16 protein-coding genes are annotated in these 13,699 nt (G+C 70.6%); 7 read left to right on the top strand and 9 right to left on the bottom strand.

Going from position 1 to position 13,699, the window contains the following annotated elements:
- The first annotated feature begins 178 nt into the window (after positions 1-178).
- Positions 179-1,438: a phosphoserine phosphatase SerB gene (gene serB / locus ACIRD8_RS30995; RefSeq protein WP_403998824.1), complete on the top strand. Its 1,260-nt coding sequence runs from the start codon at positions 179-181 to the stop codon at positions 1,436-1,438.
- Between the two features lie 149 nt (positions 1,439-1,587).
- Here the strand turns inward: serB and ACIRD8_RS31000 are convergent, their stop codons facing one another.
- The 4 genes from ACIRD8_RS31000 to ACIRD8_RS31015 all read right to left on the bottom strand — a co-directional run bounded on the left by ACIRD8_RS31000 (position 1,588) and on the right by ACIRD8_RS31015 (position 3,964).
- On the bottom strand, positions 1,588-2,106 hold the full coding sequence (locus tag ACIRD8_RS31000) for a SixA phosphatase family protein (protein ID WP_403998827.1): 519 nt from the start codon (positions 2,104-2,106) through the stop codon (positions 1,588-1,590).
- A gap of 99 nt (positions 2,107-2,205) precedes the next feature.
- Positions 2,206-2,412 carry a hypothetical protein gene (locus ACIRD8_RS31005; protein WP_403998830.1) on the bottom strand — a complete coding sequence of 69 codons (207 nt, stop codon included), beginning with the start codon at positions 2,410-2,412 and terminating at the stop codon, positions 2,206-2,208.
- Positions 2,413-2,576: 164 nt separating this feature from the next.
- Positions 2,577-2,693, bottom strand: coding sequence for an SGM_5486 family transporter-associated protein (locus ACIRD8_RS31010; protein ID WP_403998833.1), 117 nt, complete (start codon positions 2,691-2,693; stop codon positions 2,577-2,579).
- A gap of 17 nt (positions 2,694-2,710) precedes the next feature.
- The gene (locus tag ACIRD8_RS31015) at positions 2,711-3,964 is read right to left on the bottom strand and encodes a CynX/NimT family MFS transporter (RefSeq protein ID WP_403998836.1); all 1,254 of its coding nucleotides are present in this window, start codon (positions 3,962-3,964) and stop codon (positions 2,711-2,713) included.
- A gap of 126 nt (positions 3,965-4,090) precedes the next feature.
- Between ACIRD8_RS31015 and ACIRD8_RS31020 the strand changes: the two genes are divergently transcribed.
- Positions 4,091-4,765 (top strand): FadR/GntR family transcriptional regulator, encoded by a 675-nt coding sequence (locus tag ACIRD8_RS31020; RefSeq protein ID WP_403998839.1) that lies wholly within the window; start codon positions 4,091-4,093, stop codon positions 4,763-4,765.
- A gap of 34 nt (positions 4,766-4,799) precedes the next feature.
- Here ACIRD8_RS31020 and ACIRD8_RS31025 read toward each other — a convergent pair whose 3' ends face one another.
- The 3 genes from ACIRD8_RS31025 to fabG form a co-directional block, all read right to left on the bottom strand.
- On the bottom strand, positions 4,800-5,168 hold the full coding sequence (locus tag ACIRD8_RS31025; RefSeq protein ID WP_403998842.1) for a hypothetical protein: 369 nt from the start codon (positions 5,166-5,168) through the stop codon (positions 4,800-4,802).
- 161 nt (positions 5,169-5,329) lie between these two features.
- Entirely contained in the window at positions 5,330-6,097 is a 768-nt protein-coding gene (fabI, locus tag ACIRD8_RS31030; RefSeq protein WP_403998845.1) for an enoyl-ACP reductase FabI, read from the bottom strand.
- Positions 6,098-6,102: 5 nt separating this feature from the next.
- A complete protein-coding gene (gene fabG / locus ACIRD8_RS31035; RefSeq protein ID WP_403998848.1) occupies positions 6,103-6,822 on the bottom strand; it encodes a 3-oxoacyl-[acyl-carrier-protein] reductase in 720 nt (239 codons plus the stop codon).
- 221 nt (positions 6,823-7,043) lie between these two features.
- Between fabG and ACIRD8_RS31040 the strand changes: the two genes are divergently transcribed.
- Genes ACIRD8_RS31040 through tyrS form a run of 3 tightly spaced genes read left to right on the top strand, consistent with a single transcriptional unit; the run spans position 7,044 to position 11,279 of the window.
- Entirely contained in the window at positions 7,044-8,567 is a 1,524-nt protein-coding gene (locus ACIRD8_RS31040; RefSeq protein WP_403998851.1) for a TldD/PmbA family protein, read from the top strand.
- The gene (locus ACIRD8_RS31045; RefSeq protein ID WP_403998853.1) at positions 8,564-9,958 is read left to right on the top strand and encodes a metallopeptidase TldD-related protein; all 1,395 of its coding nucleotides are present in this window, start codon (positions 8,564-8,566) and stop codon (positions 9,956-9,958) included. The genes ACIRD8_RS31040 and ACIRD8_RS31045 overlap by 4 nt, the downstream gene beginning before the upstream one ends.
- A gap of 52 nt (positions 9,959-10,010) precedes the next feature.
- Positions 10,011-11,279: a tyrosine--tRNA ligase gene (gene tyrS, locus ACIRD8_RS31050; protein ID WP_403998856.1), complete on the top strand. Its 1,269-nt coding sequence runs from the start codon at positions 10,011-10,013 to the stop codon at positions 11,277-11,279.
- A gap of 70 nt (positions 11,280-11,349) precedes the next feature.
- Here tyrS and ACIRD8_RS31055 read toward each other — a convergent pair whose 3' ends face one another.
- Entirely contained in the window at positions 11,350-11,634 is a 285-nt protein-coding gene (locus ACIRD8_RS31055) for a GlsB/YeaQ/YmgE family stress response membrane protein (RefSeq protein ID WP_403998859.1), read from the bottom strand.
- A 214-nt stretch (positions 11,635-11,848) separates the two neighbouring features.
- On the opposite strand from ACIRD8_RS31055, the gene ACIRD8_RS31060 reads away from it, so the two are divergent.
- Both ACIRD8_RS31060 and ACIRD8_RS31065 read left to right on the top strand, forming a co-directional pair.
- Positions 11,849-12,235, top strand: a complete 387-nt coding sequence (locus ACIRD8_RS31060; RefSeq protein ID WP_403998862.1) for a DUF3099 domain-containing protein — start codon at positions 11,849-11,851, stop codon at positions 12,233-12,235.
- A 219-nt stretch (positions 12,236-12,454) separates the two neighbouring features.
- On the top strand, positions 12,455-12,703 hold the full coding sequence (locus ACIRD8_RS31065) for a hypothetical protein (RefSeq protein WP_203185408.1): 249 nt from the start codon (positions 12,455-12,457) through the stop codon (positions 12,701-12,703).
- Here ACIRD8_RS31065 and moaA read toward each other — a convergent pair.
- Entirely contained in the window at positions 12,686-13,675 is a 990-nt protein-coding gene (moaA, locus tag ACIRD8_RS31070; protein WP_403998866.1) for a GTP 3',8-cyclase MoaA, read from the bottom strand. The genes ACIRD8_RS31065 and moaA overlap by 18 nt on opposite strands.
- Positions 13,676-13,699 lie beyond the last annotated feature (24 nt).

The following is a 13,699-nucleotide window of genomic DNA, read 5'->3' on the forward strand; positions in this document are numbered from 1 at the left end:
TGAAGAGGGCGCGGAGGCTCGGCATCTCCGCCCGCGTCTCGGGAGAAATGGGTCCGGAGCATCCCATCCGAGGCGCCCCTTCCCCGGGCCGGCGGCCCCTCGGGGGATCGCTTCCCGGCTGTCCGCCACTCGGGACGGCTTCGGAGCTCGCCCCCGGGCCCTATACGGTGGGAGCACCATGAGCGCATCTCAGCCACCTCGGTCACCCCGGTCTCCTGAGCCCCCGCAGTCCCCTCGGGACACGGACGCCCCCACACTCCTCGTCAAGATCTTCGGGAAGGACCGGCCGGGCATCACCGCCGGACTTTTCGACACCCTGGCCGCCTACGCCGTCGACGTCGTGGACATCGAGCAGGTCGTCACCCGTGGCCGCATCGTCCTGTGCGCCCTGGTGACCTCCCCGGAACCCGGTGGCACGACGGAGGGCGACCTCCGGGCGACCGTGCACAGCTGGGCGGAGTCGCTGAAGCTGCAGGCCGAGATCATCTCGGGCACGGGCGACAACCGGCCCCGCGGCTACGGCCGTTCCCATGTGACCGTGCTGGGGCACCCGCTGACGGCGGAGTCCACGGCAGCCATAGCGGCCAGGATCACCTCCACCGGCGGCAACATCGACCGCATCTTCCGTCTGGCGAAGTACCCCGTCACGGCGGTCGAGTTCGCGGTGTCCGGCACCGGGACCGAGGAACTGCGGACCGCGCTGGCGACGGAGGCCGCCGACATCGGCGTCGACATCGCCGTCATGTCGGCGGGGCTGAGCCGGCGGGCGCAGCGGCTGGTCGTCATGGACGTGGACTCGACGCTCATCCAGGACGAGGTCATCGAGCTCTTCGCCGCACATGCCGGCTGTGAGGCCGAGGTCGCCGCGGTGACCGAGCAGGCGATGCGCGGCGAACTCGACTTCGAGCAGTCCCTGCACGCGCGGGTGCGGCTGCTGGCCGGGCTCGACGTGTCGGTGGTGGAGAAGGTGCGGGCGGAGGTCCGGCTGACTCCCGGCGCCCGCACCCTGATCCGGACGCTGAAGCGGCTCGGCTACCAAGTGGGCGTGGTCTCGGGGGGCTTCACCCAGGTCACGGACGACCTCAAGGAGCGGCTCGGGCTCGACTTCGCCTCCGCCAACACGCTGGAGGTCGTCGACGGCAGGCTCACCGGCCGGGTCGTGGGCGACATCGTGGACCGGGCGGGCAAGGCCCGGCTACTGCGGAGCTTCGCGGAGCAGGCGGGGGTGCCGCTGGCGCAGACGGTGGCGATCGGCGACGGTGCGAACGATCTGGACATGCTGAACACGGCGGGTCTGGGTGTCGCCTTCAACGCCAAGCCGGTCGTGCGCCAGGCCGCCCACACGGCGGTGAACGTCCCCTTCCTGGACACCGTGCTGTATCTGCTCGGGATCACCCGCGAAGAGGTCGAGACCGCCGACGGCGTCGTGGTGGACTGACCGGCCGGAATCCGTACGGAGCAAGCGGTACGCCGAAGGGGCGCCGGCACACAGGTGCCGGCGCCCCTTCGTACGTCGTACTCAGTCGTACGTCGTACTCAGTCGTACGTCGTACTCAGTCGTACGTCGTGCTCCGTCGTACGTCGTGCTCAGTCGTTCGGCGTCCAGTACTCGACGAGCTTGCCCACCCCGTGTTCCAGGCTCTTCCAGGGGCCGGTGAATTCGACGACGGCGTAGGCGGCCGTCGGGAAGCCGTCCCTGGTCATACGGGCGAGCGCATCACCCTCGGACCCGCCGGAGAGCGCGTCCGCGGCACCGTGCATGCCGGGGTTGTGGCCGATGACCAGGAGGTTCTGCACATCGTCCGGGGTCTCTTCGAACAGGGCGATCAGTTCGCCGAGGGAGGCCTCGTACAGCCTCTCCTCGTACACGGTCCTGGGGCGCTGCCCGAACTCGTGGACCGCCAGCTTCCAGGTCTCGCGGGTCCTGGTGGCGGTCGAGCACAGAGCCAGGTCGAAGACGGTTCCTGAATCGGCCAGCCGGCGGCCGGCGACGGGGGCGTCCTTCCTGCCCCGTTCCGCCAGTGGCCGCTCATGGTCGGACTCCTGCGACCATTCCGCCTTTGCATGCCTGAGAAGGACGATCCTGCGAGGTGTATCGGCGCTCATACACCTCAGCTTCGCACGAATTGTGCCGCTGGGCGCAGGGTGTTGACGTGCTCGCCCGCCCGGGGTGAACGACGGGCGGCGGGGTGTGTACGGAGCCGGTCAGGCGGGCAGCAGTCCCAGAATGTGCCCGAGCAGCCGCCCGACGGCGGGGTCGGCGGCCGCGGCGTGCGCCTGGCCGGGTTCCACGATCAGCAGGAGGAGCGCGGCGAAGGCGACGGCGGGCAGCGCGACGGCCCACCACGGCAGCCGGATGTCGACGGTGTCCGTGGCGGGGCGGTGGGTCCGGGTGTGCGTACGGGCCGGCATGTCCGCCTCCGTGGGTCCTCGGCTGTGTCACCCAGAACCTACGGGCCGGCCGCCGGCGGTCCCATCCGGTGACCCACCCACTCGACCCTGAACCTGGCCCCCTAGGGGACAGGGGGGCCTGCCCCACCCCCGGGGGTCAGGGGGGCCTGCCCCACCCCCGGGGGTCAGGGGGAGGCGATGGTGGCGACCACGCCGATGATCACGGAGATGAGAAGCATCGTCCCGAAGACGAGGAGGAGCTTCTTCTGGCCGTTCTGGGGATTTGGATCGAGCACTGGCATGCGCACAGTCTCGCACCTCAGCATTCGTCCTCGATCGTCCGGTCCCGCCCCGCGAGCATTCCCGCCACCGTCTGGGGCACGAGGAGGGCCGCCATGAGGGCGAGCGGCAGGCCCCAGCCGCCGCTGTGCTGGTAGAGCACGCCGACCAGCAGCGGGCCGGGGATGGAGAGCAGGTAGCCGGTGGACTGCGCGAAGGCGGAGAGCCTGACCACGCCCGCGCCGCTGCGCGACCGCATCCCGATCATGGTGAGGGCGAGCGGGAACGCGCAGTTGGCGATGCCCAGCAGCAGGGCCCAGAGCCAGGCGCCGCCGGCGGGGGCCAGGTAGAGGCCCGCGTAGCCGAGAAGACCGCAGCCGCTGAGGACGAGGACGATCGGCCCCTGGGTCCGCAGCCGGGAGGCGACCCGGGGGATGACGAAGGCGAGGGGCACGCCCATGGCCATGGTCACGGCGAGCAGGACGCCCGCGGTGCCCGCCGGGATCCCCGCGTCACGGAAGATCTGCGGCATCCAGCCCATCGTGATGTACGCGGCCGTCGCCTGGAGCCCGAAGAAGCAGGCGAGCGCCCAGGACGTACGGCTGCGGGTGATGCGCAGTGCGGGGGCCGGGGCTCCGGCGGCCGGCCCGGAGGCACCGCCGCGGTCCCGTACGAGCGGGATCCAGGGCAGGATCGCGACCGCCGCGAGCCCCGCCCAGACGGCCAGCCCGGTCCTCCAGCTGCCGCCCAGCGCGTCCGTCACGGGCACGGTGAGGGCGGCCGCGAGTGCGGTGCCGAGCGCCAGGGCCATCGAGTAGAGGCCGGTCACGGTGCCGACCCGGTCGGGGAACCAGCGCTTGACGATGACGGGCATCAGGACGTTGCTGACCGCGATGCCCATCAGGGCGAGGGCACTGGCTGCGAGGAACCCCGCCGTACCGCCCACGAAGGGGCGCAGCAGCAGTCCGGCGGTGATGGCCGCCATGCCCGCGCAGACGATGGCGCCGGGGCCGAACCGGCGGGCCAGCCGTGGCGCCATGAAGCCGAAGACCGCGAAGCAGAGCGGCGGCACGGAGGTGAGGAGACCCGCGACGCTGCCGCTCATGTGCAGGGAGTCCCGGACCTCTTCGAGGAGGGGGCCGAGGCTGGTGATGGCGGGCCGGAGGTTGAGCGCGGCGAGGACCAGGCCGATGGTGACGATCCGCAGCATCCAGGGAGAGGGCCCGGGGCTCTTGGGCACCGTGGTGCTGGGGGCGGCGGGAGGGCTCAGGGTCGGGGTCTCGTCGTGACGCATGAGACCCATCATAGAATCATGGGATGATTGACTGTCCACTTTCGTTCTCCCCCTGAGACGATTGAGGCGATCCGACGGGCCCGCACCTCCCGGACGACCCCTTCCGGAACACGAGCAAGGAGCACCATGGCGCTGACGTCCACGCGGCGTTCGGCTCTCGCCGACCAGGTGATTGCCCAACTGAGGAACCAGATCACCACGGGTGAGTGGCCCGTGGGCTCACGGATCCCGACCGAGCCCGAGCTGGTCGAGCAGCTCGGGGTGGCCCGCAACACGGTGCGCGAGGCGGTGCGCGCCCTGGCCCACAACGGCCTGCTGGACATCCGCCAGGGCTCCGGCACGTATGTGGTGGCGACCAGTGAGCTGGCCGGGGTGATGCACCGCAGGTTCGCGGACGCCGACCCCCGGCACGTCGCCGAGCTGCGCTCCACACTGGAGTCCTCGGCGGCCCGGCTTGCCGCGCTGCGGCGCACGGACCGGGACCTACGGCAGCTGGACACGCTGATGGCGCGGCGCGAGGAGACCTGGGCGTCCGGGGACGCGGAGGCCTTCGTGGCCGCCGACGCGACCCTGCACCTCGCCGTGGTCGCGGCCTCGCACAACGACGTGCTGACCGAGCTCTACGCCGACCTGAACGACCTGCTCCGCGACTACCTGCGCGACGACGTGGGCACGCGGCTCGGGCCGCAGGAGCTCATGGACCACGCGCGGCTCGTCGAGGCGATCCGTGCGGGCGACGCGGAGACGGCCGCCGCCGAGGCGGCGGCCCATGCGCTGGACTGCCTGAGGGAACGGGTCTGAGCGGAGGTTCCCAACGGGTCTGAGCGGAGGTTCCCTAGGACACCGAGTGGCTGATCCAGGCCGAGCCGACCTCTTTCCAGCAGCGGTCCTCGAGCTTGACCGTCCTGCCCGGCTGCACCGCGACCGCACTGCCGTCGGCGTCGACGTCCCACCAGCGCGCGCACTCGGTGTGGAGCCGGACGAGATCGGTGCTGGGGTACGGGTTGTGGCAGTAGGCGACCACCCGGGACCCCTCGACCGACATACGGCATTCGGCACCCGAGGGCTCCGGTTCCGGCGCGAGGGGCGCTGCCGCTGCGCCTCCTGCCCGGTTGGCCGCACTCACGGCCACCGGGGCCAGCAGCCCGGCGACGACGGCCGCCGCTGCGAGCAGGGCCCAGGTTCGGCGACGTGTGGAGCGCACAGCGATCTCCTCCCCACAGCCTGACCAAAAGTCCGGTTCCACCACATTCTGCGGTGGAACCGCCATCTTTTCGACTTGAGCGCCGGGAGAGCCGGTGGACACGCGCGACGGCCGCGTACCCCTCGCCGGGGGTACGCGGCCGTCGGTGAGCCGGTGGCGGGTCAGGCGCCCATCATGTGCACGCCACTGTCGACGTGGATGATCTCGCCCGTGGTACGCGGGAAGAAGTCGGAGAGCAGCGCGACGATACTGCGGCCGGCCGGCTCCGGGTCGTTCATGTCCCAGGCCAGCGGAGCGCGGGTGTTCCAGACGTCTGCCAGCTCCTCGAAGCCCGGGATGGACTTGGCGGCCATGGAGCGGAGCGGTCCGGCGGAGATCAGGTTGCAGCGCAGCCCGTCCTTGCCCAGGTCACGGGCGAGGTAGCGGGAGGTGGCCTCCAGCGCGGCCTTGGCCGGGCCCATCCAGTCGTACTGCGGCCAGGCGTACTGGGCGTCGAAGGTGAGTCCGACGATCGAGCCGCCCTCGCTCATCAGAGGCTTGCAGGCCATGGCCAGCGACTTCAGGGAGAACGCCGAGACGTGCATCGCGGTGGCGACGGACTCGAACGGGGTGTTGAGGAAGTTGCCGCCGAGCGCGTCCTGCGGCGCGAAGCCGATGGAGTGGACGACGCCGTCCAGCGAGCCGAGCTCCTCGCGCACCAGGCCTGCGAGCCGGTCCAGGTGCTCCTGGTTGGTCACGTCCAGCTCGATGACCTTGGCGGGCATGGGAAGCTTCCTGGCGATCCGTTCGGTCAGCGTCGGCCGGGGAAAGGCCGTCAGGATGACCTCGGCGCCCTGCTCCTGGGCCACCTTGGCTGCGTGGAAAGCGATGGACGACTCCATCAGCACACCCGTGATGAGGATGCGCTTGCCGTCGAGAATTCCGCTCATGGTGATCAGTGACCCATGCCCAATCCGCCGTCAACGGGAATGACGGCTCCAGTGATGTACGACGCGTCGTCGGACGCGAGGAAGCGCACCGCGGCGGCGATCTCGGCGGGCTGCGCGTAGCGGCCGAGCGGCACCTGCGACACGATGCCCTTGCGCTGCTCGTCGGTGAGCGCCTGGGTCATGTCGGTGTCGACGAACCCGGGTGCGACGACGTTGAACGTGATGTTCCGCGAGCCCAGCTCACGGGCCAGCGACCGGGCGAAGCCGACCAGGCCCGCCTTGGACGCGGCGTAGTTGGCCTGTCCCGCCGAGCCGAGGAGGCCGACGACCGAGGAGATCAGGACGACACGGCCCTTCTTGGCGCGCAGCATCGCGCGGTTGGCCCGCTTGACGACGCGGAAGGTGCCGGTGAGGTTGGTGTCGACCACGGACGTGAAGTCGTCCTCGGTCATCCGCATCAGCAACTGGTCCTTGGTGATACCGGCGTTGGCGACCAGCACCTCCACGGGACCGTGCTTCTCCTCGATCTCCTTGTAGGCCTGCTCCACCTGCTCGGTGTCGGTGATGTCGCACCGGACCGCGAGGACGCCCGCCTCGGTGAGCGCCTGCGGCGGCTCCCCCGAGCGGTAGGTGATGGCGACCTTGTCGCCGTTGTCGGCGAAGACGCGGGCGATGGCGAGGCCGATGCCCCGGTTTCCTCCGGTGACGAGAACCGAGCGGCTCAACGGATCACCCTTTCCTTGACGGTCTGGTACATCGAAAACCTATCGGTACCACCCCTCATCCAAGGAATCGGCCTCTGACAGTGGCTCCATCGCGGCACTGTTGGGTTCCTACAGAACGGTCCGGCCGGGACACGGCAACGTAAAACCGGAGCACGAGGGCGCGGCGACCCCCCATGATTCACTGCGGAGACATTTTCAGAGGTGGAGAAGGGGAGGCCCGCGTGGCCCACGAGGTAGATCAGTCGTTCCTGGCCCTGCCGCTGCGTGCCCTCGCCGACGCGGCCCTCGCCCGCGCCCGTGCGCTCGGCGCCGTACACGCGGATTTCCGGTTCGAGCGGGTGCGCGGCGCCTCCTGGCGGCTGCGGGACGCCCGGCCGTCCGGGACGTCGGACACCACCGACACCGGGTACGCGGTCCGGGTGGTGCACGGCGGGGCCTGGGGGTTCGCGTCCGGGGTGGACCTGACGATGGACGCGGCGGCGAAGGTCGCCTCGCAGGCCGTCGCCATGGCCAAGCTGTCCGCGAAGGTCATCGCGGCGGCCGGTTCCGATGAGCGTGTGGAACTGGCTGACGAGCCGGTGCACGGCGAGCGGACCTGGGTGTCGGCGTACGACGTCGACCCGTTCTCCGTACCGGACGAGGAGAAGGCCGCGCTGCTCTCGGAGTGGAGCGCGCGGCTGCTGGCGGCCGACGGGGTGGCGCATGTGGACGCCTCGCTGATGACCGTCCACGAGAACAAGTTCTACGCGGACACCGCCGGCACTGTCACCACGCAGCAGCGGGTGCGGGTGCATCCTCAGGTGACCGCGGTGGCCGTGGACTCCACGACAGGTGAGTTCGACTCGATGCGGACGATCGCTCCGCCGGTGGGCCGGGGCTGGGAGTACCTCACGGGCACCGGCTGGGACTGGGACGCCGAACTGGAGCGCATCCCGGGGCTGCTGGCCGAGAAGATGCGGGCGCCGAGCGTCGAGGCGGGGACGTACGACCTGGTGGTCGACCCGTCCAACCTCTGGCTGACCATCCATGAGTCGATCGGCCACGCCACCGAGCTGGACCGGGCGCTGGGCTACGAGGCGGCGTACGCGGGGACCTCGTTCGCGACCTTCGACCAGCTGGGGAAGCTGGCGTACGGCTCCCCCGTGATGAACGTGACCGGTGACCGCACCGCCGAGCACGGGCTCGCGACGATCGGTTACGACGACGAGGGCGTCGAGGCGCAGTCCTGGGACCTGGTGAAGGACGGCACCCTGGTCGGCTACCAGACGGACCGCCGGATCGCGAAGCTGACGGGCCTGGGCCGGTCCAACGGGTGCGCGTACGCCGACTCCCCGGAGCACGTCCCGGTGCAGCGCATGGCGAACGTCTCGCTGCAGCCGGATCCGGGAGGGCTCTCCACGGAGGACCTGATCGGCGGGGTGGAGCGCGGGATCTACGTGGTCGGCGACCGGTCGTGGTCCATCGACATGCAGAGGTACAACTTTCAGTTCACCGGGCAGCGGTTCTTCCGGATCGAGAACGGCAAGCTGGCCGGACAGCTGCGTGATGTCGCCTACCAGGCGACGACGACGGACTTCTGGGGCTCGATGGAGAAGGTCGGCGGCCCGCAGACCTATGTGCTGGGCGGCGCGTTCAACTGCGGCAAGGCCCAGCCGGGCCAGGTCGCGGCCGTCTCGCACGGCTGCCCCTCCGCCCTCTTCCGAGGCGTGAACATCCTCAACACGACGCAGGAGGCCGGACGATGAGCCGCGTCAGCAAGCCGTACGAGATCGTCGAGCGCGCCCTGGAGCTGTCCACCGCCGACGGCTGCGTGGTCATCGCGGACGAGAGCTCCTCCGCCAACCTGCGCTGGGCCGGTAACGCGCTCACCACGAACGGGGTGACGCGGGGGCGGACCCTGACCGTGATCGCGACCGTGGACGGCGCCGAGGGAACGGCCTCCGGGGTGGTGTCCCGCTCGGCCGTCACCGCCGACGACCTGGAACCGCTGGTGCGGGCCGCCGAGGCCGCCGCGCGCGGCGCGGGTCCGGCTGAGGACGCTCAGCCGCTGGTCTCCGGGGTCCCGGCCTCCGCCGACTTCACGGAGCCGCCGGCCGAGACCGGCTCCGATGTCTTCGCCGACTTCGCCCCGGCGCTCGGCGACGCCTTCGCCCGGGCCCGCTCGGGCGGCCGTGAGCTGTACGGCTTCGCCCACCACCAGCTGAACTCGACGTACCTGGGTACGTCGACGGGGCTGCGGCTGCGCCACGACCAGCCGAACGGCACGCTGGAGCTGAACGCCAAGTCCCCCGACCGGACCCGTTCCGCCTGGGCGGGCAGGGCCACCCGTGACTTCAAGGACGTCGACCCGGCGGCCCTGGACGCGGAGCTGGCGCAGCGCCTCGGCTGGGCGGAGCGCAGGATCGAGCTGCCGGCCGGGCGCTACGAGACGCTGCTGCCGCCGACCGCGGTCGCCGACCTGCTGATCTACCAGTACTGGTCGGCGGGCGCCCGGGACGCCGCGGAGGGCCGGACGGTCTTCTCCCGGCCCGGTGGCGGTACGAGGATCGGCGAGACGCTCTCCGAGCTGCCGCTGACCCTGCGCAGCGATCCGCACGCGCCGGGGCTGGAGTCGGCCCCGTTCGTGATCGCTCACTCCTCGGGGGACGGCTCGTCGGTCTTCGACAACGGGCTGCCGCTGGCCCCGACGGACTGGATCAAGGACGGCAGGCTGGAGCGGCTGACCACGACCCGGCACTCCGCGGGGCTGACGGGTCTGCCGGTGGCGCCCTCGATGGACAACCTCGTCCTGGACGGCGGCGGCGAGCGGTCGCTGGAGGAGATGGTGGCCGCGACGACGGGCCGGGCCCTGCTGCTGACCTGCCTCTGGTACATCCGGGAGGTGGACCCGGCCACCCTGCTGCTGACGGGCCTGACCCGGGACGGGGTCTATCTGGTGGAGGACGGTGAGGTCCTCGGCGAGGTGAACAACTTCCGGTTCAACGAGTCGCCGGTCGGGCTGCTGTCCCGGGCGTCGGAGGCGGGCCGTACGGAGAAGACGCTGCCGCGCGAGTGGGGCGACTACTTCACCCGGGCCGCGATGCCCGCGCTGCGCATCCCCGACTTCCACATGAGCTCGGTCAGCCGGGGCGTATGACCCCCATAGACTGACCGGACAACCAATCGAACCCCGCAAGGAGAAAACGACCGTGACGGACATCGTCGACGAGCTGAAGTGGCGCGGGCTGTTCGCCCAGTCCACCGACGAGGACGCATTGCGCAAGGCTCTCGCGGACGGCCCGGTCACGTTCTATTGCGGCTTCGATCCGACCGCGGCGAGCCTGCACGTGGGCCATCTGGTGCAGGTGCTCACGATGCGGCGGCTCCAGCTCGCCGGGCTGAAGCCGCTCGCCCTGGTCGGCGGGGCGACCGGTCAGATCGGTGACCCGCGGCCGACCGCGGAGCGCACGCTGAACGACCCGGAGACCATCGCCGCGTGGGTCCAGCGGCTGCGCGGGCAGATCGAGCCCTTCCTCACCTTCGAGGGCCCGAACGCCGCGACGATGGTGAACAACCTGGACTGGACCGCGGGCCTGTCCGCGATCGAGTTCCTCCGGGACATCGGCAAGCACTTCCGGGTCAACAAGATGCTCACCAAGGACTCGGTGGCCCGCCGGCTGGAGTCGCAGGAGGGCATCAGCTACACGGAGTTCAGCTACCAGCTCCTCCAGGGCATGGACTTCCTGGAGCTGTACCGGCGCCACGGCTGCACCCTCCAGCAGGGCGGCAGCGACCAGTGGGGCAACCTCACGGCGGGGATCGACCTGATCCACCGCCTGGAGCCGGGCGCCCAGGTCCACGCGCTGGCGACGCCGCTGATGGTGAAGGCCGACGGCACCAAGTTCGGCAAGTCCGAGAGCGGTGCCGTCTGGCTCGACCCGGAGATGACGACGCCGTACGCGTTCTACCAGTTCTGGCTGAACGTGGACGACCGGGACATCTCGACGTACATGCGCATCCTCAGCTTCAAGAGCCGTGAGGAGCTCGACGAGCTGGAGAAGCTCACCGAGGAGCGTCCGCAGGCGCGTTCGGCCCAGCGGTCGCTGGCCGAGGAGCTGACGACGCTGGTGCACGGCGGTGAGCAGTGTGCCGCGGTGATCGCGGCGTCGAAGGCGCTGTTCGGCCAGGGTGAGCTCGGTGAGCTGGACGAGGCGACGCTGGGCGCCGCCCTGTCCGAGGTGCCGCACGCCCGGGTCACCGAGCTGGGCCCGGTGGTGGACCTCCTGGTCGAGGTCGGGCTCTCCGCCAGCAAGTCGGCCGCCCGCCGCACGGTCAAGGAGGGCGGGGCCTACGTGAACAACGCGAAGGTCACCGACGGCGAGAGCGCTCCGGCGCACGAGGAGCTGCTGCACGGGCGCTGGCTGGTCCTGCGCCGCGGCAAGAAGAACCTGGCGGCCGTCGAGGTCGTCGCCGGCTGACACCCACGGGCGCAGCACTGCGGCCGGTCACGCGTGACGCGTGGCCGACCGCGGTGCTGCGTCGCCGGGGTCAGGTTCTCTCCCGCTTGGCCCGGTTGCCCTTGATGGACTGCCAGAGCATGTCCCCGACACCGACCACGGCCACGGCGCCGATCAGCTGCAGCACATGGCGGATCCAGTCGATGCCCTTGGTGTCGTTGACCCCGATCCAGGTCGCCACGGCGTTGCCGAGGATGCTGCCGAGGATGCCGAACACCACCGTCAGCCAGAGGGGGATGTTCTGCTTCCCCGGGAGGATCGCCCGGGCGATCACACCCAGCACCAGACCCACGATGATTGCCCACAACCAGCTCATATCGCCTCCTCGTGCGGCGCAGAAGTGCGCACGTCCGCCCAGTCTCGGCCCGCCGGACGTACGCCGCATGCCGGACACGGCCGTACGTGGGACCGCGGCCCGGACCCGCGTGCACGGGACTCGCCCCGGTCTCGAATGCGGCTGACTCCGGGCGTACCGTAGGAGCCGCGCCGTCCGGGGAAGTCCGGCACAGAGATCTGGTGGTGGAGTCACGATGCGGAAGCAGAGCGGTACGGAGGTCTTCCGGATCACGGGTGCCCGCCAGGGTCTCGCCGATGACGTGCGCGGCAGGCAGCGGCGCTACATCATCTCGATGTCCGTGCGCACCGTTTCCGTGGTGCTGGCCGCGACCCTGTGGAACGTCGAGAGGCATGTGGCCGTGGTGGCGCTCGCCCTGGGTGTTCTGCTCCCTTATGTCTCGGTGGTCATCGCCAACGCCGGTCGCGAGAACGCCCCTTCGCTCCCTTCGACGTTCGTGCCCGCACCGGTGCGGCCCGCTCTCGGCGCGGCGACGGTGGCGGGGTCGGCGGAACCCGGTCCGGAACCCGTCACGGAGCCCGGCCCGGCGGGGCGGGCGGGCGATCCGCGCTCTGCGGGCTGACCGGGAGCACTCTCCGAAGCTCAAGAAAAGCTCAGATCAATCATGACGTTCCGGTGCACCTGACCCCGGCCCCCGTGGCATACTTCGTGAGCGCTCCGCATCCCCCGTCGGAGCGACGGACCGACGCCGGGCAGCTCCCCCCGTGGCTGCTCGGCGTCGCCATTCTCCGGCGGGGATGCGCCGCACGGACCGTGTGCGGGAGCGCCTAGGGTTGAGGTTGTGAACTTCCCCGACACTTCCGCCGAGAGCGCCACCGGCGCACCGGTCTGTTCCGCCAAGGGCTGCCGTGCCGATGCCGTATGGGTGCTGGCCTGGAACAACCCGAAGCTGCACACTCCGGAGCGCCGCAAGACCTGGCTGGCCTGCGACGAGCACCGGGAGCATCTCTCCTCGTTCCTCGGTGTGCGCGGCTTCCTCAAGGACGTCGTGACGCTCGCGGAGTGGGAGTCCTCAGCCGCCGATCGCTGACATCGGGCGGTCGGGCTGCAGGAAGGTGGGGTCGTCGAGGCCGGAGCCGGCCTTCTTGCCCCACATGGCGAGCTTCCAGATCCTGGCGATCTCCTCGTCCGGCGTGTCGGAGCGCAGGGCGCCGCGCAGGTCGGTCTCCTCGCGGGCGAAGAGGCAGGTGCGGACCTGTCCGTCGGCGGTGAGCCGGGTGCGGTCGCAGGCCCTGCAGAAGGGCCGGGTCACGGAGGCGATGACGCCGACGCGGTGCGGGCCGCCGTCCACGGTCCAGCGCTCGGCGGGGGCGGATCCGCGCTCCTCGTCGCCTTCCGCGGTGAGGGTGAAGCGGGTGCGCAGCGAGGTGAGTATGTCCCCGGCGGTGATCATTCCGTCGCGCTTCCAGCCGTGCTGGGCGTCGAGCGGCATCTGCTCGATGAAGCGGAGCTCGTAGGCGTTTTCCACGGCCCAGGCGAGCAGGTCGGGGGCCTCGTCCTCGTTGAGCCCGGGCATGAGGACGGAGTTGACCTTGACGGGGGTGAGTCCCGCTTCGCGTGCGGCCTGGAGTCCTTCCAGGACGTCCTTGTGCCGGTCGCGGCGGGTGAGTGTCTTGAAGACGTCGGGCCGCAGGGTGTCCAGGGATACGTTGACCCGGTCGAGGCCTGCCGACTTCAGTGCGGCGGCCGTGCGCTTGAGCCCGATGCCGTTGGTGGTGAGCGACATCCTGGGGCGGGGCTCCAGGGCGGCACACCGCTCGACGATGGAGACCAGCCCGGGGCGCAGCAATGGCTCGCCGCCGGTGAAGCGGACCTCCGTGATGCCGAGCTCGGTGACGGCGATCCGGACGAGGCGGACGATCTCGTCGTCGCTGAGCAGGTCCGTCTTGGAGAGCCACTGCAGGCCTTCTTCGGGCATGCAGTAGGTGCAGCGGAGATTGCACTTGTCGGTCAGCGAGACACGCAGGTCGGTGGCGACCCGGCCGTAGGTGTCGATGAGCACTGTGGGCCCCCTCCCCCGGTGATG

It is taken from the genome of Streptomyces sp. NPDC102451 (assembly GCF_044765485.1).
GTDB lineage: Bacteria > Actinomycetota > Actinomycetes > Streptomycetales > Streptomycetaceae > Streptomyces.

Bases quoted from the DNA above. Each gene is read 5' to 3' on its own strand.
- serB (WP_403998824.1), top strand. From the start codon at position 179: ATGAGCGCATCTCAGCCACCTCGGTCACCCCGGTCTCCTGAGCCCCCG.
- ACIRD8_RS31000 (WP_403998827.1), bottom strand. From the start codon at position 2,106: ATGAGCGCCGATACACCTCGCAGGATCGTCCTTCTCAGGCATGCAAAG.
- ACIRD8_RS31005 (WP_403998830.1), bottom strand. From the start codon at position 2,412: ATGCCGGCCCGTACGCACACCCGGACCCACCGCCCCGCCACGGACACC.
- ACIRD8_RS31010 (WP_403998833.1), bottom strand. From the start codon at position 2,693: ATGCCAGTGCTCGATCCAAATCCCCAGAACGGCCAGAAGAAGCTCCTC.
- ACIRD8_RS31015 (WP_403998836.1), bottom strand. From the start codon at position 3,964: ATGCGTCACGACGAGACCCCGACCCTGAGCCCTCCCGCCGCCCCCAGC.
- ACIRD8_RS31020 (WP_403998839.1), top strand. From the start codon at position 4,091: ATGGCGCTGACGTCCACGCGGCGTTCGGCTCTCGCCGACCAGGTGATT.
- fabI (WP_403998845.1), bottom strand. From the start codon at position 6,097: ATGAGCGGAATTCTCGACGGCAAGCGCATCCTCATCACGGGTGTGCTG.
- ACIRD8_RS31045 (WP_403998853.1), top strand. From the start codon at position 8,564: ATGAGCCGCGTCAGCAAGCCGTACGAGATCGTCGAGCGCGCCCTGGAG.
- ACIRD8_RS31055 (WP_403998859.1), bottom strand. From the start codon at position 11,634: ATGAGCTGGTTGTGGGCAATCATCGTGGGTCTGGTGCTGGGTGTGATC.
- ACIRD8_RS31060 (WP_403998862.1), top strand. From the start codon at position 11,849: ATGCGGAAGCAGAGCGGTACGGAGGTCTTCCGGATCACGGGTGCCCGC.